At 68.2% G+C, this 20,914-nt stretch carries 14 protein-coding genes; 5 read left to right on the top strand and 9 right to left on the bottom strand.

Going from position 1 to position 20,914, the window contains the following annotated elements; all coding sequences use genetic code 11:
* Window positions 1-3: 3 nt before the first annotated feature.
* The 3 genes from AruCF_RS03650 to AruCF_RS03640 all read right to left on the bottom strand — a co-directional run bounded on the left by AruCF_RS03650 (window position 4) and on the right by AruCF_RS03640 (window position 4,149).
* The gene (locus tag AruCF_RS03650; RefSeq protein WP_049072004.1) at window positions 4-1,134 is read right to left on the bottom strand and encodes an efflux RND transporter periplasmic adaptor subunit; all 1,131 of its coding nucleotides are present in this window, start codon (window positions 1,132-1,134) and stop codon (window positions 4-6) included.
* 233 nt (window positions 1,135-1,367) lie between these two features.
* A complete protein-coding gene (locus AruCF_RS03645; protein ID WP_049072003.1) occupies window positions 1,368-3,338 on the bottom strand; it encodes a BCCT family transporter in 1,971 nt (656 codons plus the stop codon).
* 187 nt (window positions 3,339-3,525) lie between these two features.
* Window positions 3,526-4,149 carry a TetR/AcrR family transcriptional regulator gene (locus AruCF_RS03640; RefSeq protein ID WP_049072001.1) on the bottom strand — a complete coding sequence of 208 codons (624 nt, stop codon included), beginning with the start codon at window positions 4,147-4,149 and terminating at the stop codon, window positions 3,526-3,528.
* A 165-nt stretch (window positions 4,150-4,314) separates the two neighbouring features.
* Here AruCF_RS03640 and AruCF_RS03635 point away from each other — a divergent pair, with 165 nt between their 5' ends.
* The 5 genes from AruCF_RS03635 to AruCF_RS03615 all read left to right on the top strand — a co-directional run bounded on the left by AruCF_RS03635 (window position 4,315) and on the right by AruCF_RS03615 (window position 13,394).
* Window positions 4,315-5,490, top strand: coding sequence for an efflux RND transporter periplasmic adaptor subunit (locus AruCF_RS03635; protein ID WP_080977336.1), 1,176 nt, complete (start codon window positions 4,315-4,317; stop codon window positions 5,488-5,490).
* Window positions 5,487-8,660 carry an efflux RND transporter permease subunit gene (locus AruCF_RS03630; RefSeq protein ID WP_049072000.1) on the top strand — a complete coding sequence of 1,058 codons (3,174 nt, stop codon included), beginning with the start codon at window positions 5,487-5,489 and terminating at the stop codon, window positions 8,658-8,660. Before AruCF_RS03635 ends, AruCF_RS03630 begins: the two co-directional genes overlap by 4 nt.
* A 2-nt stretch (window positions 8,661-8,662) precedes the next feature.
* The gene (locus AruCF_RS03625; RefSeq protein ID WP_083036551.1) at window positions 8,663-10,237 is read left to right on the top strand and encodes an efflux transporter outer membrane subunit; all 1,575 of its coding nucleotides are present in this window, start codon (window positions 8,663-8,665) and stop codon (window positions 10,235-10,237) included.
* Between the two features lie 384 nt (window positions 10,238-10,621).
* The gene (locus AruCF_RS03620; RefSeq protein ID WP_006393373.1) at window positions 10,622-11,758 is read left to right on the top strand and encodes a C45 family autoproteolytic acyltransferase/hydrolase; all 1,137 of its coding nucleotides are present in this window, start codon (window positions 10,622-10,624) and stop codon (window positions 11,756-11,758) included.
* Between the two features lie 73 nt (window positions 11,759-11,831).
* Window positions 11,832-13,394 (top strand): ABC transporter substrate-binding protein, encoded by a 1,563-nt coding sequence (locus AruCF_RS03615; RefSeq protein WP_049071996.1) that lies wholly within the window; start codon window positions 11,832-11,834, stop codon window positions 13,392-13,394.
* A gap of 436 nt (window positions 13,395-13,830) precedes the next feature.
* Here AruCF_RS03615 and AruCF_RS03610 read toward each other — a convergent pair whose 3' ends face one another.
* The 6 genes from AruCF_RS03610 to AruCF_RS03585 form a co-directional block, all read right to left on the bottom strand.
* Complete coding sequence (locus AruCF_RS03610) at window positions 13,831-15,390, bottom strand: ABC transporter substrate-binding protein (RefSeq protein WP_049071993.1); 1,560 nt, start codon at window positions 15,388-15,390, stop codon at window positions 13,831-13,833.
* Between the two features lie 190 nt (window positions 15,391-15,580).
* A complete protein-coding gene (locus AruCF_RS03605) occupies window positions 15,581-16,201 on the bottom strand; it encodes a GntR family transcriptional regulator (RefSeq protein ID WP_049071990.1) in 621 nt (206 codons plus the stop codon).
* A 90-nt stretch (window positions 16,202-16,291) separates the two neighbouring features.
* Complete coding sequence (locus AruCF_RS03600; protein WP_049071987.1) at window positions 16,292-17,947, bottom strand: ABC transporter ATP-binding protein; 1,656 nt, start codon at window positions 17,945-17,947, stop codon at window positions 16,292-16,294.
* Window positions 17,944-18,765, bottom strand: coding sequence for an ABC transporter permease (locus AruCF_RS03595; protein ID WP_049071983.1), 822 nt, complete (start codon window positions 18,763-18,765; stop codon window positions 17,944-17,946). Before AruCF_RS03595 ends, AruCF_RS03600 begins: the two co-directional genes overlap by 4 nt.
* Window positions 18,762-19,706 carry an ABC transporter permease gene (locus AruCF_RS03590; protein ID WP_006393367.1) on the bottom strand — a complete coding sequence of 315 codons (945 nt, stop codon included), beginning with the start codon at window positions 19,704-19,706 and terminating at the stop codon, window positions 18,762-18,764. Before AruCF_RS03590 ends, AruCF_RS03595 begins: the two co-directional genes overlap by 4 nt.
* Window positions 19,707-19,764: 58 nt before the next feature.
* Complete coding sequence (locus AruCF_RS03585) at window positions 19,765-20,628, bottom strand: alpha/beta hydrolase family protein (protein WP_049071979.1); 864 nt, start codon at window positions 20,626-20,628, stop codon at window positions 19,765-19,767.
* Window positions 20,629-20,914 lie beyond the last annotated feature (286 nt).

The raw sequence follows: 20,914 nt of genomic DNA, 5'->3' as shown, positions 1-20,914 counted from the left end.
GGTTCAGCGGGCTTGCGCCACGGAGTGCGGCGCGGCGTCCAGCGCCACGGTGTCCTGGGCGCTGATCTCGACCGGCGCGCCGTTGTGCAGGCGCAGTTGGCCCGAGGTCACCACGCGGTCGCCGGGCTTGAGGCCCTTGGTCACCACCACCCGGCCGCTGGCGCGCTCGGCGGTCTGCACGTAGGCCTGGGTCACGGTCGGCGGCGCCGATGCGTCGCCGGCCTTGGGCGGCGTCACCACATAGACCGAGTCGCCGTAGGCGCTGTAGCTGACAGCGGTTTCCGGCACGGTCAGCACGCCGGGCCGCGGCGGCAGCACCACCTGGCCGTGGGCGAACATGCCCGCCGCCAGCGCGCCGTCGGCATTGGCCAGCGTGGCCTGCACGCGCACGGTGCGCGAGCCCGGGTCGACCTGCGGCTCGATGGTGGTGACGGCGCCTTCGAAGACCCGTCCGGCGTGGGCGTCGACCGTCACGGTCACCGGCTGGCCGGCGCGCAGCGCGCCCAGCGCCTGTTCGGGCAGGGTGATGTTGGCGTAAACGCTGGCCGCGTCGGTCAGCGACACCAGCGGATCGCCGGCGCGGGCGAACTGGCCCAGATTGACGCGGCGCACGCCGAGCACGCCGTCGAACGGCGCCTTGACGCGCTTCTGTTCGATCAGCGCCTGGATGCGCTTGATTTCGCCGGCGGCCTGGTCGTAGTCGGCCTGGGCCTGGTCCAGTTGTTCGCGGGTCGCGGCCTGCAGCGGCACCAGGCGGCGGGTGCGCTCCAGCAACGCCCGGGCGTTCCTGGCCTGGGCCTGCAGGCGCGCCAGTTCGCCCTGCTCGGGCGCGTCGTTCAGTTGCACCAGCAGTTGCCCCGCGCGTACCCGCTCGCCGGGCGTGAACAGGATCTGCGCCACCCTGCCATCGACTTCGGCCGGCACCAGCACCTGCCTCGTCGCCTCGATCGAGCCGATGCCCGACAGCGCCGCCGGGAAGTCGGCCTGCAACACGGGCGCCACGGCCACCTTGGCCGGCGCCATGGCCCAGCCGCCCTTGTGCTGCGCGCCGCCGAATTTCCAGTACAGCCCGCCCCCCGCCACCACCGCCAGGGCCAGCACCCCGGCGACCCATGCACCCGATTTCGCCTTCATGATTCTCTCGCTATTTATCAAAGGAATGGCTTGGATAATCCTAGAAAAATCAGACGAAGTCAAAAAACCTAAAGTAATGTTGAGGATTGAGGAAATCTATCGACGCAAACGGGCAAGAAAAAACCGCCGGCGAAAGCCGGCGGTTTGCGGAAAACGGGTTGACGCCTGGGGCGCGGGGTATCGCGCACTGCCAGCGCCAGGGATCGGCGCCACGTGACAGGCGGGCGCTATGTCTACGTGCGCACCATGTGCAGGTAGTGGCGGTGACGCTCGTACTGGTCGAGGATGTCGCCGATGACGGCGTCGCGGCTCCAGCCCATGATGTCGTAGTCCTGTCCGCCCTCGCGCAGGTGGACCTCGGCGCGGAAGTACTTGCGTTCCTCTTCGTCGGCGGCCTCCTCGGGCGTCAGGCTGGGCCGCACGAAGGCCTGCGGCTGCACCGAATAGAAGAAGTCCAGGTGTTCGCCATGGTTCACCTCCAGCACCACGCCGCCCTCGCCGTCGCCTTCCTTGACCGCCACCGCGTAGCCCTGCTTGCGCAGTTCATCGGCCACGTCTTCCAGGGCCGGGGTCACCACGTCCGTGATAAAGCGCAACACATGGGCGCGGCGCGGCATCATGACCATGTTGCGCAGCCGCCGTTCCCACGACTGGCCGCCGCGCGCCGGGCGCGACAGCGTCAGCGACTGGTAGCGGATGCCGCGCTTGGTGGCGTCGAGCTTGAGGGCCTTGAACAACCCCCACAGCGACAGCAGCAGGATGACCGAGAACGGCAGCGCGCTGGCGATGGTGGCCGTCTGCAGCGCCGTCAGGCCGTCGGCCAGCAGCAGCGCGATGGCCACCGCGCCCATCGACAGCGACCAGAAGATGCGCTGCCACACCGGCGTGCGGTCGGCGCCGCCCGAGGCCAGCAGGTCCACCACCAGCGCGCCCGAATCCGCCGAGGTAACGAAGAACACCGCCACCATGGCAATGGCGAAGATCGATATCACACCGCTCCAGGGCAACAGCTCGAAGAACGCGAACAGGGCCAGGGAGTTGTCGTCCTTGACGGTGTCGGCGAAGCCCTTGATGCCGTCGACCAGGATGAAGTGGATGGCGGTGTCGCCGAATACGGTCATCCAGAACAGCGTGAACCCGGCCGGCACCAGCAGCACGCCGCTGACGAATTCGCGGATGGTGCGGCCACGCGAGATGCGGGCGATGAACAGGCCCACGAACGGCGACCAGGCGATCCACCAGCCCCAGTAGAACAGGGTCCAGCCGCCGATCCAGTCGGTCGGCTCATACGCATACAGGTTGAAGGTCTTGTTGACGATATCCGACAAGTAGGCGCCGGTGTTCTGCACGAAGGTCTGCAGCAGGAACACGGTGGGGCCGGCCACCAGCACGAACAGCAGCAGGATCACCGCCAGCACCATGTTGGCTTCGGACAGGATGCGGATACCCTTGTCCAGGCCGCTGGCCACCGACAGCGTGGCCAGCCCGCAGGTGATGACGATCAGGATGATCTGCGGCATCACGCCCACGGGAATGCCGAACAGATGGTTCAGGCCGCTATTCATCTGCGCCACGCCCAGCCCCAGCGAGGTGGCCACGCCCAGCACCGTGCCGATGATGGCGAACACGTCGACCGCGTGGCCGATGGGGCCGTGGATGCGGTTGCCGATCAGCGGGTACAGGGCCGAACGCAGGGTCAGCGGCAGGCCGTGGCGGAAGCTGAAGAAAGCCAGCGTCAGCGCCACCACCGCGTAGATGGCCCAGGCGTGCAGGCCCCAGTGGAAGAAAGTGATCTTCATGGACTCGCGCGCCGCCGCCGCGGTGGCGCCCTCGCCCACCGGCGGCGACATGAAGTGCATGACCGGCTCGGCCACGCCGAAGAACATCAGGCCGATGCCCATGCCCGCCGAGAACAGCATCGCGAACCAGGTGAAGTTGCGGTAGTCGGGCTCGCTGTGGTCGGGCCCCAGCTTGATGTCGCCATAGCGGCTGATGGCCAGGAACGCCACCGACAGCAGGATGATGGCGACCACCAGGATGTAGAACCAGCTGGCGTTGCCCAGGATCCAGGCCTGGATCGATTCGAACAGGTTCTGCGCGGTCCTGGGCGTCGCGATGGCGAAGCCCACCAGCAGCAGCGTGAACAGCGCCGCCGTGTAGAAGACCGGGCGATTGATGGTGGATGGTCGGGTTTCTGAAGACATGCTGCCGCTCCTTTCGCCCGAGGGATGCCGAAGGCAACGGCGCTGGCCCCCTCAGTCCAGCCGGCGCGCCGCCGTTATTACTATCATGCCGCCGCTGGCGGTGACAATGCCCGCATGGCCCTGAGCGCGCGGCGCCCGGCATTCGGTCCCGGACCGGCCGCGCGGGTCGTCGTCGGGCCGGGCGGCCCTAGCCGGGGTCGCGTTCGCCGAACACCACCCGGCGGAAAAAGCCCGCCAGCACCGATTCGGTGGTCTCGGCGCTGACGTTCTGCGGGTCGAAGGCGAAGCTGAACTGCATGCCGTCGGACAGCGCCAAGAGGCCGATGGCCAGTTCACGCGCCGGCAGCGGCAGTGGCGTGCCGACGCGCTCGGAAAACTGGCGGATGTATTCGGTGGTGGCGTCGCGCAGCTCGCCCATGCAGGCAATGAACCCGACCCGGAACTCGGGGTCGCGGGCGGCCTGCAGCTTGGCTTCCATCCACAGCAGGAAGCATTCGTTGTCGCGGAAATGGTTGCTGTAGTAGTGCAGCACGCTGTCTTCCATCTGCTGGCGGGTTTCGCCGGCCTCGAAGATGGCGCGCATGTCGCCCATGACGTTTTCGTGGTCGCGCTTGAGCAGCTGCAGGAACAGTTCGGACTTGCTGGCGAAATTGGAATAGAAAGCGCCGCGGGTATAGCCTGCCAGCTCGGCGATGTCCTCGACGCTGGCCGCCACGAAACCCTTGGTCAGGAAGATCGATTGCGCGGCATCGAGCAGACGCTGGCGCGTCTGGTCACGGCTTTGCTCTCGGGTAAGGCGGACTTTTGACATGCGCCGATTCTATCATCTGGAACGATTTCAGATTCATACTTGTATTTGAATACATAGCCGCATTAGAATCCATCCCGTATCGGATTGCCAGGGTGACCGCCGGCCTGGAACGGCCTGCCGCCTCGCGTCCCGCCCCCTCCTCCTGCCCGCGTCGCGAGGTGTTTCGTGAATTCTTCAGGTTCTTGCGCGCCCGTCGCCGCGCGCAATCCCGCCGCCGCCGCGGCGTCTTCCCGCCTTTCCCCGCGCCGCCGCTGGCCGGCGCTCGCCCTGGCGCTGACGCTGGCGCTGGCCGGCTGCGGCAGCAAGGAAGCCGAGGCGCCGCCGCCGCGCCCGGTGGTGGCCATGCCTGCCAAGGCCGACGCCGCGCTGCCGGCCTGGACCCTGCCGGGTGAGGTGCAGGCGCGCTACAGCACGCCGCTGTCGTTCCGCGTGGGCGGAAAGATCATCGAACGCAAGGTGCGCCTGGGCGACACGGTCAAGCCCGGCCAGGTGGTCGCCCGGCTCGATCCCGCCGACGCCACCAAGAACGCCGCCGCCGCCCGCGCCCAGCTGTCGGCCGCCCAGCACCAGTTGGACTACGCCAAGCAGCAACTGGACCGCGACCGCGCCCAGGCCCGCGAAAACCTGATCGCCGCCAACCAGCTCGAACAGACGCGCAACGCCTACGCCTCGGCGCTGGCGCAACGCGACCAGGCGGCGCAACAAGCCGCGCTGTCGGCCGACCAGCTCAACTACACCACCCTCGTGGCCGACCATGCCGGCGTCATCACCGCCGAACAGGCCGACACCGGCCAGAACGTGGCGGCCGGCCAGGCGGTCTACAACCTGGCCTGGTCGGGCGACGTCGACGCGCTCTGCGACGTGCCTGAAAGCGTGCTGGCGGGACTGGCCATCGGCCAGCGCGCCACCGTCACCCTGGCGCCGCTGACCGGCAAGACCTTCAGCGCCGTGCTGCGCGAGATCGCGCCGGCCGCCGATCCGCAGAGCCGCACCTACCGCGCCAAGCTGACGCTGGAATCGCCCTCGCCCGAGGTGCGGCTGGGCATGACCGCCAACATCAGCTTCGACAACCGCCAGGCCAACGGCGCCACCACCTACACGGTGCCGGCGACGGCGCTGTTCCATGACGGCACCGAGCCCGCCGTCTGGATCGTCAAGCCGCAGGAAGACACGCTGGAGCTGCGCCGCGTGCAGGTGCTGCGCTATGACGCGCGCAGCGTCACCCTGTCGCAGGGCGTGCAGGCCGGCGAGCGCGTGGTGTGGCAAGGCGTGCACGCCGTGTCGGCCGGCGAAAAGGTCCGCGCGGTGCCGCCGCTGCACCCCGAGGACTTCGCATCATGAGCGCGCCGGTTCCCGAGAATCAGAACGCCGCGCACCGTCACGAGGAAGGCAAGTTCAACCTGTCGGCCTGGGCCCTGCGGCACCAGCCGCTGGTGATCTTCCTGATCACACTGGTGACGCTGTTCGGCGTGTTGTCGTATTCGCGCCTGGCGCAGTCGGAAGACCCGCCCTTCACCTTCCGCGTGATGGTCATCAAGACCCTGTGGCCCGGCGCCACCTCGCAGCAGGTGCAGGAACAGGTCACCGACCGCATCGCCAAGAAGCTGCAGGAAACGCCATCCACGGACTTCCTGCGCAGCTACTCGCGCCCGGGCGAATCGCTGATCTTCTTCACCATGAAGGACTCGGCCCCGGCCAGCGAGGTGGCCAACGAGTGGTACCAGGTGCGCAAGAAGGTCGGCGACATCGGCGCCACCCTGCCGCAAGGCGTGCAGGGGCCGTTCTTCAACGACGAGTTCGGCGACGTCTACACCAACATCTATACCCTGGCCGGCGACGGCTTCTCGCCGGCGCAGCTGCGCGACTACGCCGACAATCTGCGCACGGTGCTGCTGCGCGTGCCGGGCGTGGCCAAGGTCGACTACTTCGGCGAGCAGCCCGAGCACGTCTACATCGAGATCAGCAACACGCAGCTGACGCGCCTGGGCGTGTCGCCGCAGCAGATCGCCGAGGCCATCAACAGCCAGAACGCGGTGGCCAGCGCCGGCACCCTGACCACCGCCGACGACCGTATCTTCGTGCGTCCGAGCGGCCAGTTCCAGGACACCCGGGCGCTGGCCGAGACACTGATCCGCGTCAACGGCAAGTCGATCCGGCTGGGCGACATCGCCACCATCCATCGCGGCTACGACGATCCCCCGGCCGAGCAGATGCGCACGCGCGGCCAGCCGCTGCTGGGCATCGGCATCACCATGCAGCCGGGCCAGGACGTGGTGCACCTGGGCAAGGCCCTGGAGGCCAAGTTCGGCGAGCTCAAGGCGCGCCTGCCCGCCGGCCTGACGCTGACCGAGGTGTCGAGCATGCCCAAGGCGGTGTCGTTCTCGGTGGACGAATTCCTGCGCTCGGTGGCCGAGGCCGTGGCCATCGTGCTGATCGTGAGCCTGGTGTCGCTGGGGCTGCGCACCGGCATGGTGGTGGTGATCTCGATTCCGGTGGTGCTGGCGGTGACCGCGCTGTTCATGGACATGTTCGGCATCGGCCTGCACAAGGTCTCGCTGGGCACGCTGGTGCTGGCGCTGGGCCTGCTGGTGGACGATGCCATCATCGCGGTCGAGATGATGGCGGTGAAGCTGGAACAGGGCTGGAGCCGCGCGCGCGCCGCCGCCTTCGCCTACACCAGCACCGCCTTCCCGATGCTGACCGGCACGCTGGTGACGGTGGCCGGCTTCCTGCCGATCGCGCTGGCCAAGTCCAGCACCGGCGAATACACCCGCTCGATCTTCCAGGTGTCGGCGATCGCGCTGATCACCTCGTGGTTCGCCGCGGTGGTGCTGATCCCGCTGCTGGGTTATCGCATGCTGCCCGAGCGCAAGCGCGAGGCGCATCTGCCGGATGACCACGAGCACGACATCTACAACACCCGCTTCTACCAGCGCCTGCGCGGCTGGGTGGCATGGTGCGTGGACCGCCGCTGGCGCGTGCTGCTGGCAACGGTGCTGGTGTTCATCCTGTCGATGGCCGGCTTCGGCCTGGTGCCGCAGCAATTCTTCCCCAGCTCGGACCGCACCGAGCTGCTGGTGGACGTGCGGCTGCAGGAAGGCGCCTCGTTCGCGGCTACGCTGCGCCAGGTCGAGCGGCTTGAAAAAGTGCTGGACGGCCGGCCCGAGATCGCCCATTCGGTGAGCTTCGTCGGCACCGGCGCGCCGCGCTTCTACCTGCCGCTGGACCAGCAGCTGGCCACGCCCAACTTCGCGCAGATCGTCATCACCGCCAACTCGGTGGAAGACCGCGAGAAGCTGGCGCACTGGCTGGAGCCGGTGCTGCGCGAGCAGTTCCCGGCGATCCGCAGCCGCCTTTCGCGGCTGGAAAATGGCCCACCGGTGGGCTTCCAGGTGCAGTTCCGCGTCAGCGGCGACAAGATCCCCGAGGTGCGCCAGGTGGCCGAGAAGGTGGCCGCCGAAGTGCGCGCCGACAGCCGCTCGGTCAACGTGCAGTTCGACTGGGACGAGCCGTCCGAACGCTCGGTGCGCTTTGACATCGACCAGCAGAAGGCCCGCGAGGTCGGCGTAAGCTCCAACGACATCTCCAGCTTCCTGGCGATGACGCTGTCCGGCTACACCGTGACGCAGTACCGCGAGCGCGACAAGCTGATCAACGTCAGCCTGCGCGCCCCCGACAGCGAGCGCGTCGATCCGGGCCGCCTGGCCACGCTGGCCATGCCCACGCCCAACGGCCCGGTGCCGCTGGGCAGCCTGGGCCAGGTGCGCTACGGCCTGGAATACGGCGTGATCTGGGAACGCGACCGCCAGCCCACCATCACCGTGCAGGCCGACGTCAAGGCCGGCGCGCAGGGCATTGACGTGACCCACGCCATCGACAAGAAGCTGGACGCGCTGCGCGCCGAACTGCCGGTGGGCTACCGCATCGAGGTCGGCGGCCCGGTCGAGGAAAGCGCCAAGGGCCAGTCGTCCATCAACGCGCAGATGCCCATCATGATCGTGGCGGTGCTGACGCTGCTGATGGTGCAGCTGCAGAGCTTCGCCCGCGTGCTGATGGTGGTGCTGACCGCGCCGCTCGGCCTGATCGGCGTGGTGGCCGCGCTGCTGCTGTTCGGCAAGCCGTTCGGCTTTGTCGCCATGCTGGGCGTGATCGCGATGTTCGGCATCATCATGCGCAACTCGGTAATCCTGGTCGACCAGATCGAGCAGGACATCAGCGCCGGGCACAAGCGCGTGGACGCCATCGTCGGCGCCACGGTGCGGCGCTTCCGCCCCATCACGTTGACGGCCGCGGCCGCGGTGCTGGCGCTGATCCCGCTGCTGCGCAGCAACTTCTTCGGCCCCATGGCCACGGCCTTGATGGGCGGCATCACCAGCGCCACGGTGCTGACGCTGTTCTTTTTGCCCGCGCTGTACGCGGCCTGGTTCCGCGTGCGCCACGACGAGCGCGAAGAGCCCGAAGGCGTGCCGCCCGGCGCCCACGCCGGCGACAACGTAGAACGAGGAGCCTGACGATGTCCCTCCGTCTCCCGACCCCGGCCTGGCGCCTGGCCACCCTGCCGCTGTTGCTGGCGCTGGGCGCCTGCGCCTTCGCCCCCGATAGCAAGCCGCCGGCGATGGCGCATCCGGCGCAATACGGCGTCGAAGCGCTGCCCGCCGCCGGCGCGCCGGCGCAGGGCGTGGCGCAGCGTTATGCGCGCGACGGCCGTCCGGTGCCCGAATGGTGGAAGCGCTTTGGCTCGGACGCGCTCAACGCCATGGTGGAAGAAGGCCTGGCCAACAGCCCGGACCTGGCCGCGGCCGAGCGCAATCTGGCCGGCGCGCGCGAACAGTTGCGCGGACAGGTCAATTCGTCGCTGCTGCCATCGGTGGATGCCGGCGCCGACGTTTCGCGCAAGCGCGCGCTGACCATGCCGAACCTGCCGCAACCCACGGCGCTCTACAACGTCTTCACCGGCCAGGTCCAGGCCAAGTACGACCTCGACCTGTTCGGCGCGGCGCGCTTCGAGAACGTGTCGCGCGCGGCCCAGGTGGAACAGCAGGCCTATCAGCTCGAATCGGCGCGCCGTTCCCTGGCCGGCAACATCGTCACCGGCGCCATCACCTCGGCGTCGCTGGCCGAGCGGGTGGCGTTGACCGAAAAGCAGGTGGTGCTGGCGCGCCAGGTGGCGCGCGACACCCAGCGCCGCTACGAACTGGGCTCGGCCTCGCAGAACGACGCGCTGCAGGCCGACCAGGACGCCGCCACGCTGGAAGCCTCGCTGCCGGGCCTGCGCGCGCAATGGCAGGCCACGCGCCACGCGCTGGCGGTGCTGATGGGCCGCAGCCCGGATCAGGCCCCGCCGGACCTGGCCTTCGCCATGATCGCGGTGCCCGAGGAGGTGCCGGTGCTGGTGCCGTCCGAACTGCTGGCGGCGCGGCCCGACATCCACGTCGCCGAGGCCGTGCTGCGCGCGGCGGCGGCCGACGTCGGCGTGGCCACGGCGCAGTTGTTCCCGAGTCTGTCGCTGTCGGCGTCGATGGGCAAAGGCGGCTTCAGTTGGCCAACGGCGCTGTCGGGCGCGGGCTCGATCTGGGCGGTGGGCGCGTCGCTGACGCAGCCGATCTTCCACGGCGGCGCGCTGCTGGCGGAACGCAGCGCCGCCAAGGAGCGCTATGAGGCGGCGGTGCTGCAATACAAGCAGACCGTGCTGACCGCCTTCCGCGACGTGGCCGACACCCTGGCGCAACTGGAGGCGGACGGGCAGGCGCTGGCCTCGGCCGAGGCCTCGCGCCGGGCTGCGGAGCAGTCGCACCGCAACACCGCCAACCGCGTGCGCCTGGGCGCGCTGGCGCCCTACACCGCGTACGCCAGCGAACAGCATTACGTCGCGGCGCGGGTGCGGGAAGTGGAATACGCCAATGCCCGCCTGACCGAGACGGCGGCGCTGTTCCAGGCGATGGGTTCGCCGGTGCGCGCGTCGCAGGCGCCGGGGCAACGGGCCAACGAAGGTGCGGCGGCCAGGCCGCAAGCGGCTCAACCTCAGCAGCAGCAGCAGCAGCAGCAGCAGCAGCAGCAGCAGCAGCAGCAGCAGCAGCAGCAGCAGTGACCGCTACGCCGCGCTGCCCGCACGGCGTCCACAGGCCCCCGACGCCTACGGCGCGGGGGCCTGTTCCTTGATGCGGGAAGCGAGCACCACGGGCTCGATGCGCCGCTCTCCCCCGCAACAGCGCCGTGCCCGTCCTTACCCGGTCTTGTTGAGCCCGATCGCCGGGAAGGTCACCGGCAGCGCGCCCAAGGTGCCCCCGAAGCCCCCTAGTGTCCCACCAGACGCGGACGGTGTCCGTGCCGGGCAGCCGCCGCGAGCCAGGTCCGCGTCTGCGGCCCATCTCCGGGCAAACCCTCGGTAATATTGGCGCCAAAATAAGCTAATATTTTTGCAACATTCCCTCCTCTCCCCCGACCTCACGGCGCCGCGCGCCGCTATCCGTCCATGACCCAGATCACCCAATTCCCGTTCGTATCGGTCTCCGGTACTCCCGAGGCCCGTGGCCGCGCCTATGGCCAGCAGGCCGCCGACCGCGTGCGCAAGAGCGCCGCCATGTACGGCCAGACGCTGGTCGATCTGGGTTACGACGCCATGGCGCGCACCCGCCTGATCGAAAGCTTCGCCCGTGAGATCGAGAACTTCGCACCGCACTATCTCGAGGAAATGCGCGGCATCGCCGCCGGCGCCAACGTGCCCTTCGAAGACATCGTGATGGTCAACGCCCGCACCGAAGTCATCGCCAAGGCCCGCGCCGAAAAGAAGAAGGCCGCCGAACTCGAACCGGGCGACGGTTGCACCGGCGCCCTGATCCTGCCGACCCGCTCGGCCAACGGCCGCCTGATCCACGGCCAGAACTGGGACTGGCGCGCCGAATGCGCCGAGACCGCCATCGTGCTGCGCGTGCGCAACGACAACGGCCCGGACATCCTGACCTTCGTCGAGGCCGGCGGACTGGCCCGCAGCGGCCTGAACAGCGCCGGCGTGTCGATCACCGCCAACTACCTGGAATCGGACCGCGACTTCCGCCAGTTGGGCGTGCCGCTGTCGCTGATCCGCCGCAAGGTGCTGGAGCAGGAACACTTCGCGCTGGCCATCAAGGCCGTCAGCACCACCCAGAAGTCGTGCTCGAACAACATCATGATCGGCATGGCCGCGGGCTTCGGCGTCGATTACGAATGCACCACCGATGAAGCCTTCCCGATCTACCCGGGCGCCGACGACCTGATCGTGCACGCCAACCACTGGGTCAGCGAAGTCGCCCTGGGCAAGCTGCGCGACACCGGCCGCGCCAGCACCCCGGAAAGCGCCTACCGCGACTGGCGCGTGCGCCGCCTGCTGAACGAGAAGGACAAGCTGACGCGCGAAGACCTCAAGCGCGCGCTGTTCGACGACTTCGGCACGCCCTACTCGGTCTGCCGCCCGCCGCGCCCGGGCAGCCACGACAACCTGTCGGCCACCGTCGCCATGGTCGTCATGGAGCCGGCCGCCGGCCTGATGGAAGTGGCGCCGCTGCCGGCGCTGAACCGCACGTTTACCCGCTACAGCCTGGACGCCGAGCCCGAACTGCTGGCCGCGGCCTGATCCCTGCGGGTCCCCTGAACCGTTGGCGGCGGCCGGATGCCCGGCCGCCCGCGCCCTCCCTGGAAACGCATCGATGACAATCAAACTCCTGAACACCGCGATTGCCCTGGCGCTGGGCGCGCTGAGCGGATCAGCCTGGGCCCAGGCGCCCGCGCCGCTGCGCATCTCGTTCACCGCCGACATCCGCTCGACCGAACCCGGCGTGAACCGCGACAGCAACAGCGACGCGGTGGTCCTGCACGTCGTCGAGGGCCTGGTGGCCTACGGCGAGGATGCCGAGGTCCGCCCGCTGCTGGCCGAGTCCATCGACATCAGCCCCGACGGCAAGACCTACACCTTCAAGCTGCGCCAGGGCGTCAAGTTCCACAACGGCGCGCCGCTGACCTCGGCCGACGTGCTCTGGACCTGGCAGCACTACACCGCCGCCAACGCCGGCTGGCGCTGCGCCAGCGAATTCGATGGCCGCGGCACCGTCAAGGTCACCGGCGTCGAGGCGCCCGACGCCCAGACCGTGGTCTACCACCTGGAAAAACCCAGCAGCCTGTTCCTGGCCTCGCTGGCGCGCGCCGACTGTGGCGGCACGGGCATCCTGCAGAAGGCCTCGGTCAAGGCCGACGGCAGCTGGGACAAACCCATCGGCACCGGCCCCTTCGCCTTCGCCGAATGGAAGCGCGGCGAATACGTGCGCCTGACCAGGTTCGCCGACTACGCCAACCGCGACGGCAAGCGCGACGGCTACACCGGCTCCAAGCGCCCCCTGGTCGATGAAGTGCGCTTCGTCATCGTGCCCGACGACTCCACCGCCAAGGCCGCCCTGCAACGCGGCAACATCGACATCATCGAGGACGTCTCCAACAACGACGTGCCGGTGTTGCAAGGCACCCCCAACGTCAAGGTCGCCTACGCGCCCGTCATGAGCATGACCGCGCTGCTGCTGCAGACCAGGGACCCGCTGCTGTCCAATCCCAAGATCCGCCAGGCCCTGGCCCACGCCATCGACTACGACCAGTTGGCCGCCGCCGTCACCGAAGGCCTGGCCAAGCCCAACAACTCCATCGTCCCGCTGGTCTCGCCGTACCACGACGCCACCCAGAAGGAAGGCTGGAAATACGACCCGGCGCTGGCCCAGAAGCTGCTCAAGGAAGCCGGCTACAAGGGCCAGGAACTGGAGCTGATCACGACCAAGCGCTATCCGCAGTCGTACAACTCCGCCGTCATCATCCAGGCCATGCTGCAGGCCGTCGGCATCAACGCCAAGCTGTCCGTGTCCGAATGGGCCACCCAGCTCGACCGCTACAACGCCGGCACCTACCAGATGATGACCTTCCCGTACTCCGCCCGCCTGGACGCGGCGCTGAACTACGAAATGGTGACCGGCGACAAGGCCAAGCAGCCGCGCAAGGTCTGGGACAACCCCGACGCCCAGAAACTCCTGGACGCCGCCTCGGTCGACACCGACCACGCCAAGCGCCAGGCCTCCTTCGACCAGCTGCACAAGCTGTTCCTGGCCGACGTCCCCAGCATCCCGCTCTACAACGGCCTGGACATCGGCGCCTTCCGCAGCGATATCAAGGGCTACACCCCCTGGGCCGTGAAGAAGCCGCGCGCCTGGGAAGTGGAACGCGTCGCGAAGTAACCCGCGCAACGCCAAGCAAAGAGGCCGGGAAAGCGGCCTCTTTGCATTGCAAATAAACAGCGGCAGCCGCAGCCCACGCGCAGCGCCAACCCCAACCGCAAGACACCACGTAAGCTCAAAAAGGCCGCCCGCGCGGCCGCCTTTGAGCGGCCCCGCAAGCCCCTCCCCCGTCCCTCCGTTGCAGCCAGGCACCCAAGCAAAAAAACCGCCCCGGCAACCGTCAAGCTTCAACGGTCGAGTCCGGGGCGGCGTTGGCCTGGCGTGCGCGGGGCGTGTAGATGCGCCCGAGGGAATCTGTAGGAACAGCCGCAGGCTGTGACGAAGATGACAACGGGGAAGTCCGGAGCGAACGCTCCGGACCGCAATCGTAGCCCCGCGCACGCCAGGCCAACGCCGCCCCGGACGGCCCAAAAAGAGACCGCCCGAAAAAAGCGACTTACTTGCCAACGATCTTAGTCTCCCAAGCCCGCGGCTTCCCCTCCCAAACCGAAAACCCCTGCACCCGCTTGTTGGTCGCCCAAGCATCCGCCCCGTTATAAAGCACCAACAAAGGCGTCTGCTCCAGCATCAACGCATGCAGCTGGTCAAACAGCTTCTGCCGCTTCGCCGGATCCGACTCCAGGAAGCTCTCGTCGATCAGCTTCTGCGCCTCGGGATCATCCCAGACCTTGCGCGGCTGCTTGCTCTTGTCGCCCGCGAACTGCTCGAAACTCAGCGCCGGATCGATCCGCGACGAGAACGTGAACGAACTGATCTGGTACTTGCCCGTGTTGTAGCGGTCCAGCTGCGTGGCCCACTCCAGCACCTCGATCTTGGCATTGATGCCCACCGCCTGCATCATCGCCTGCGCGATCACCGCCACCTGATAGCTCGGCACATGCGCGCGCTTGTTGGCGTAGATCACGATCGGCTCGCCCTTGTAGCCCGCTTCCTTGAGCAACTGCTGCGCGCGCGCCGGATCGTACTTGTAGGTGCGCTTCTCGGCCTCCTGGTAGTAGGCCGACCCCGCGTACACCGCGGAGTTGTTCAACTGCCCCAGGCCCTCGGAAGCCGCCGCCACCACCTGCGGAATATCCAGCGCCGCCGCGATCGCCTGGCGCAGCTTGACGTTCTTGAGCACCGGATCCTGCGTCTGGAACAGCAGCGTGTGCTTGGTGGCGTCGTGCGGGCTCATCACCGACACCGCCGCATTGTTCTTCAGCTCGGCCACGTCGGTGATGGTGATCTGACTCGCGTCGATCGCGCCCGACACCAGGCCGGCCTTGGCGGTCGACGGGTCCGGCACCACCAGGAAGCGGACCTCGTCGGCCAGCGGACGCTTGGCGCCGACGTAGCCGTCCGGCTTGTCGCCCGCGCCGGGCGACACGTAGTCCTTGAACGCCGTCAACAACACGTACTCGCCGCGCTTCCACTCCTTGAACTGGTACGGGCCGGTGCCGACCGGCTGCTTCCAGGAGCCATCGGCGTTGACCGAATCCTTGCTCAGGATCGCCGTCATGCCGCAGTCGGTGCGCGCCAGCGAATCGAGAAACACCGCCGACTTGCGGTCGATCTTGATGACGACCGTCTGCGCGTCCGGCGCGGTCACGTCCGTGACCTTCAGGCCGTTGCGGCCGTCGAAGTCGCTGCGGCAGCGCCAGTCCGTCTTCGGATCCATGTAGCGCTGCCAGCTCCAGAGCACGTCGGCCGATGTCAGCGTGGCGCCGTTGTGGAACTTGACGCCGTCGCGCAGCTTGAAGGTATAAGTCAGGCCGTCTTCGGACAGGTCGACCGACTTGGCCAGCAGCGGCGCCACCGTGCCGTTCTCCCGGTAACCAACCAGGCCCTCGACCATGTTCAGCACCACGCCGTCGGTGGTGTTGTCGCGGTTGACGCCGGGATTGGTCGAGCGAATGTCGGCCGGCTGGGCGATGGTCAGGGTGGCGGCCTGGGCCGCGCCCGCGGCGGCCAGGGCCAGGCTGAGCGCGAGCGCTCGGGAAACAGGAAGGTGGTGCATTGTGGAAATCCCCCGGGGGCATGCGGCGCCGGATTCATAACTATATTGGCGCCAAAAATAGCTGCCCATTATGAAGACTTGCGGCTGGGGCGGTATCCGGGGTATCCCTGAAAGCGGCCCCGAAATGAACGCGGCGGCCTCCTTTTCAGGAAGGCCGCCGCGTTGGGGGGCGACGATCAGGCGGGGCGAGTCAGGAAATGTCCTGACCGACGTGCTGGGCGATGATCTTCTGCAGGCGCTTGACGTCGCGCGCTTCCAGCGCCTCGACCATGTCGAAGTGCTCGCGCGCCGAGATCTCGATGCGCGAACGCGTCACCCATTCCTTGGCGGGGGCCGCCGGGCCGCGCGCCCGGGTTTCCTGGATCAGCGCCGCCAATTCGCGGTTGGAGCACATGTCGTACATCCCGGCGTGGAACGCCAGGTTGACCTCGTACTGCTCCAGCAGGGTGCCGTCCTGCAGCAGCTTGGAAAACCGCTCGGCCAGCGCGCGCAGGGCGCGCACCTTGGCCGCCGTGACGTTGGGCATCAGGTCGGCGGCCGCGCCGGTTTCCAGCAGCACGCGGATGTCGCGGATCTGCAGGTGCTGATCGGGGTCCATCGTATAAACGTGATAGCCCCGGTTCGGGATGTGCGCGATCAGCCGCTTGGCGGTCAATTGATCGAGCGCCCGCCGCACGTCCAGGCGCTTGGCGCCGTAGCGTTCCTGCAGATCGATCTGTTTCAGCCACGCGCCGGGGCCGTATACCCCCGACTGAATATCCAGGGCAATACGGTCAACCAGGCCCGGCTGTGTCGCCGCCGCTTTCGGCATGGACCACTCCCGTGAATCAAATCCAAACCGCGTATTTTATGCATAAGTCCGCGCCGCAACGGAACTCCCGCCCGGCGTGGACCCGTCCCCTCAAGCGGTGGCCCGCGACGGCTCCGGCTGGTCCAGCCGCCAGCGCAGGCGCACGCCGCCGGTTTCGGTCGATTCCAGCGCGGGAATCGCCGACAGCAGGCTGCGGGTGTATTCCTCGCGTGGCTGGTCGAACACCGTGTCGCGCGTCCCCTGCTCCACGATGCCGCCGTCGCGCATCACCACCACCCGGTCGGCCACCTGCTCCACCACGCCCAGGTCGTGGCTGATGAAGAGGCACGAGAAGCCGTGGCGTTCCTGCAGGTCGGCGAACAGGTCCAGCACCTGCGCCCGCACCGTCACGTCCAGCGCCGACACCGGCTCGTCGGCAATGACGAAGGACGGCCGCCGCACCACCGCGCGGGCGATGGCCACGCGCTGGCGCTGGCCGCCGGACAGTTCGTGCGGAAAGCGCTTGGCGTATTCCGAGCCCAGGCCGACTTCGGCCAGCACTTCGTCGACGCGACGGCGCTTGTCGGCGGCCGGCATGTCGACCAGCATGCGCAGGCCCTCGCCCACCAGCTCGCCGATGGTCATGCGCGGGTCGAGCGACGAATACGGGTCCTGGAACACCATCTGGCAGTTCAGGCGGTAGTCGCGCCAGGCCGGCGAACGGCGGCTGACCGGCTGGTCGCGGAACAGGATCTGCCCGGAGGTCGGCGCCAGCAGGCCGGCGATGGCGCGGCCCAGCGTGGTCTTGCCCGACCCCGAGCCGCCCACCACCGCCACCACTTCGCGCGGCTTGACGTGCAGGTCGATGCCATTGAGCGCGCGCTTGGCGCCGGTGCGCGAGAACAGACGCTGGTGGCCGGCGTAGTCCACCACCAGGTTCCTGACCTCGACGATCGGCGCTTCCTGGATCGGCGGACGCGCCGGCAGGCGGCGCGGCATGGCGTCCAGCAGCTTGCGGGTGTAGGGATGCCGCGGGCGCTCGAGAATGCCGGCGGTGGTGCCGGTTTCCAGCACCTTGCCATGCTGCATCACCACCATGCGTTCGGTGTAGCGCGCCACCATCGGCAGGTCGTGGCTGATCATCAGCACGGCGGTGTTGTGCTCGCGCGTCAGGTCGACCATCAGTTCCAGCACGTCGCGCTGCACCACCGCGTCGAGCGCGGTGGTGGGCTCGTCGGCGATCAGCAGCGCCGGTTCCAGTAGCATCACCGAGGCCAGCATCATGCGCTGGCGCATGCCGCCCGAGAACTCGTGCGGCCAGGCTTCGACGGCGGCCTTCGGGTCGCGGATGCCGACGCGGCGCAGCATCTCCAGGATGCGTTCGCGGCGCTGCGCCGTCGACAGGTCGCGGCGGTGCAGCTTGAGCCCTTCGTCCAGTTGGCGTCCGATGGGCATGGACGGGTTGAGCGAAGTCATGGGTTCCTGGAACACCATGCCGATGCGCGCGCCGCGCAGCTTGCGCAGCGCGGCCGGGCTGGCCGGGGTGACTTCCACGCCCTCGAAGCGGATCGAGCCGCCGGCCACCACCAGCGGCGGCGGCGTCAGGCCCATGATGGCGCGCGCCGCCTGGGTCTTGCCGCTGCCGGACTCGCCGACGATGCCGACCATTTCGCCCGGCGCCACCTCGAAGGACACGCCGCTGACGATCTCGCGACCGCCGCGGCCCACAGTCAGGGACAGATTCGATACGGTAACCAGTGCGCTCATTGCACGCCCCTCATGCGGGGATCGAGACGGTCACGCACCGCGTCGCCCAGCAGGTTGATCCCGAGCAGCGCCAGCGCGATGGCCAGGCCCGGAAGAATGGAAAGATAGGAGGCCTGCGCCATGAACGGCCGGGCGGCGGCCAGCATGTTGCCCCAGGTGGGCGCCGGCGGCGGCACGCCCAGGCCCAGGAACGACAGCGCGCTTTCCGCCAGGATCACCCAGCCGAACATCGAGGTCGCCAGCACCGTCAACGGCGCGACGCAGTTGGGCAGCACGTGGCGCACCATGGTGTAGAGCTCGGAGTTGCCCAGCACGCGCGAGGATTCGATGAACTCCTTCTCGCGCAGCGACAGCACCGTGCCGCGCACGATGCGCGTCACCGACGGCGTATAGGCCAGGCCCAGCGCCAGGATGATGCCGTACTTGTTGGCGCCGACCACCGCCAGCAGGCCCAGCGCCAGCAGCAGGCCGGGGAAGGCCAGCAGGGCGTTGTTGAAGGCCATGATGATGCGGTCGGTCCAGCCGCGCACGAAGCCGGTCAGGGTGCCGACAATGGTGCCGGCGATGATGGCGAAGCCCACCGTCAGCAGGCTGATCCAGACGCTGCTGGACGCGCCGGCCAGCAGGCGCGACAGTTCATCGCGGCCGAACTCGTCGGTGCCCAGCAGGAAGTCGCCGCCGGGCGGCTTGAGCCGCGCCACGAAGTTGATCTTGAGCGGGTCGTGCGGCGTCCAGAAGGCGCCCATGATGGCCGCGACGAGCATCGCCGCCACGATCACGCCGCCTATCAGCGCGTTAGCTGCAATTCGCTTTTTCATTCGGCGGTCACTCTCGGGTCGAAGATGGGATAGCAGAGGTCGATCAGCAGGTTGACGATCACGTAGATCACGCCGACGAACAGCAGGCAGCCCTGGATCACGGGGTAGTCGCGGGCGAAGATCGAATCCACCAGCAGCCGGCCCAGGCCGGGAATGGTGAACACGGTTTCGACCACGGCGATGCCGCCGAGCAGGTTACCCAGCACCAGGCCGATCAGGGTCCAGGTGGGGCCGAAGGCGTTGCGGAAGGCGTGGCGCATCAACACCGCGGATTCCGACAGGCCCTTGGCGCGGGCGTGGGTGATGTAGTCCAGCCGCAGCACTTCCAGGGTGCTGGCGCGCGCCATGCGCATCAACACGCCGATCTCGTGCAGGAACAGCGTCAGGATCGGCATGGCCAGGTACAGCAGGCCGGCCTTCCAGTCTTCGCCGATGGACACGTAGCCCACCACCGGCAGCCATTGCAGCTTCAGGCCGAAGAAGATCAGCAGCAGCAGGCCGAGCCAGAAGGTGGGAATGGACACCAGCAGCGTGGCGGTGCCGACCAGGATCAGGTCGGGCGCCTTATTCTGCTTCCAGGCGGCGATCATGCCGGCGGGCACGGCCACCAGGGCGGCGAACAGCACGGCCACCAGCACCACGCGGCCGCTGATCAGGAAACGGTCCCACACCAGCGGCAGCACGGGCTGGCCGGTGTTGATGGACGAACCCAGGTCGCCATGCAGCATGTTGCCGAACCAGATGCCGAACTGGGTGGGCCAGGTCTGGTCCAGGCCCAGCCGCGCGCGCAGGTCGGCCAGCGCCGCCGGCGTGGCCAGGTCGCCCAGCAGCAATTGCGCGGGGTCGCCCGGGATCAGGCGGATCATGACGAACACCGCCACCGCCACGATCAGCAGTGTGGGAATGGCCATGACGATACGGGATAGCGCGAAACGCAGCATGGCCCTCTCCTATCGCGGCAGGCAGGCGCTCGCGCGCCCGCCCATCGGGTTGTGGACGTTATTCATTGCGCAGCTTGCGCAGTTCGGCAGCCAGGAAGTCCTGCACCTGGCCGACGCACTTCAGGCCGTCGTGCGGCACGTTGTCGACCACGTCCAGCACGGCCTTGACGCCAGCCGCCTCGAACGAGCGGCGCAGCGATTCCAGGCGCTCGGGGCGCGTGGCGCCGGCGGAGTTGGCCCCGGGCATGAAGAACTTGCCGCCTTCGCGGTGGGTGATTTCCCAGGTTTCCAGGTCGGCCTTGCCGACGATCATGTGCACCGCGACCTGGCGCAGGGCCTCGAGGTCCACGGCTTTGCCGAAGCGGGCTTCGGCGTCGCGCACGCCGACCCACCAGTCCTGGCTGGGGTCGAGCAGCGTGACCGAGCCGGGCGCGCCGATCGAGACGGCCCACAGGGTTTCGGGATGCAGCAGGGCGTAGCGGTTGACGAACTGGCCGCCGCCGGAATAGCCGAACAGGGCGAAGCGGCTGAAGTCACGGCCGAATTTCTCGCCGACTTCGGCGACCATGCCTTGCAGGATGTGGTCGTAGCGGATGTCGCCTTCGCGCAGTTGCTTGAAGCCGTCGCGGTTGCCGTCGCCGAGCGGGCTGACGGGGAACAGCGGGCACAGCACGATGCAGTCGTTCCAGCGGGCGAATTCGGCGAAGGCGTCGCGGTATTCGACGAAGGCGCGGCCGGTGCCGTGCATGATGACGACCAGCTCCATCGGGTGCTTGGCCTGGTCGATGTGCGGGGGGACGTACATGCAGTACGAGAAGCGCGGGTCGATGCGCGAGGCGAAGACGGTGCTGTGGCCGAGGTCGTAGATGGCGCGGGCGCGGGCGGCGTCGGGGGCCAGGGCGGGTGCTGCGGTGGACTGCATGGTTTCCTCGATTCCCGGGCGGGGTGTGCCGGGGGGGTGTTGCGGGCGGGTATGGTTGACTAAATTGGCGCCAATTTTAGGAACCAGGTGTGGGTGGGGCAAGCGGGGGGAATCCCTAACGGGTGGTTCGTGACCTTGACCCGGGGGGATGGGTCGGGTGGCTAGGGCTGTGGTTCTTTTGACGCATGGTGGCCGGGCCGGGCGGAGGGCGGGGCTACGATTGCGGTCCGGAGCCTTCGCTCCGGACTGCCCCTTCGTCATCTTCGTCGCAGCCTTCGGCTGCTCC

Origin of the sequence: Achromobacter ruhlandii (assembly GCF_002082135.1) — a bacterium.
Lineage (GTDB): Bacteria > Pseudomonadota > Gammaproteobacteria > Burkholderiales > Burkholderiaceae_B > Achromobacter > Achromobacter ruhlandii.
This window is presented reverse-complemented; position numbering and strand designations above follow the sequence as displayed.

What these genes read in the sequence shown, in the direction of transcription:
- AruCF_RS03650 (WP_049072004.1), bottom strand. Translation starts at nt 1,134, where the DNA reads ATGAAGGCGAAATCGGGTGCATGGGTCGCCGGGGTGCTGGCCCTGGCG.
- AruCF_RS03645 (WP_049072003.1), bottom strand. Translation starts at nt 3,338, where the DNA reads ATGTCTTCAGAAACCCGACCATCCACCATCAATCGCCCGGTCTTCTAC.
- AruCF_RS03640 (WP_049072001.1), bottom strand. Translation starts at nt 4,149, where the DNA reads ATGTCAAAAGTCCGCCTTACCCGAGAGCAAAGCCGTGACCAGACGCGC.
- AruCF_RS03630 (WP_049072000.1), top strand. Translation starts at nt 5,487, where the DNA reads ATGAGCGCGCCGGTTCCCGAGAATCAGAACGCCGCGCACCGTCACGAG.
- AruCF_RS03625 (WP_083036551.1), top strand. Translation starts at nt 8,663, where the DNA reads ATGTCCCTCCGTCTCCCGACCCCGGCCTGGCGCCTGGCCACCCTGCCG.
- AruCF_RS03620 (WP_006393373.1), top strand. Translation starts at nt 10,622, where the DNA reads ATGACCCAGATCACCCAATTCCCGTTCGTATCGGTCTCCGGTACTCCC.
- AruCF_RS03615 (WP_049071996.1), top strand. Translation starts at nt 11,832, where the DNA reads ATGACAATCAAACTCCTGAACACCGCGATTGCCCTGGCGCTGGGCGCG.
- AruCF_RS03610 (WP_049071993.1), bottom strand. Translation starts at nt 15,390, where the DNA reads ATGCACCACCTTCCTGTTTCCCGAGCGCTCGCGCTCAGCCTGGCCCTG.
- AruCF_RS03605 (WP_049071990.1), bottom strand. Translation starts at nt 16,201, where the DNA reads ATGCCGAAAGCGGCGGCGACACAGCCGGGCCTGGTTGACCGTATTGCC.
- AruCF_RS03600 (WP_049071987.1), bottom strand. Translation starts at nt 17,947, where the DNA reads ATGAGCGCACTGGTTACCGTATCGAATCTGTCCCTGACTGTGGGCCGC.
- AruCF_RS03595 (WP_049071983.1), bottom strand. Translation starts at nt 18,765, where the DNA reads ATGAAAAAGCGAATTGCAGCTAACGCGCTGATAGGCGGCGTGATCGTG.
- AruCF_RS03590 (WP_006393367.1), bottom strand. Translation starts at nt 19,706, where the DNA reads ATGCTGCGTTTCGCGCTATCCCGTATCGTCATGGCCATTCCCACACTG.
- AruCF_RS03585 (WP_049071979.1), bottom strand. Translation starts at nt 20,628, where the DNA reads ATGCAGTCCACCGCAGCACCCGCCCTGGCCCCCGACGCCGCCCGCGCC.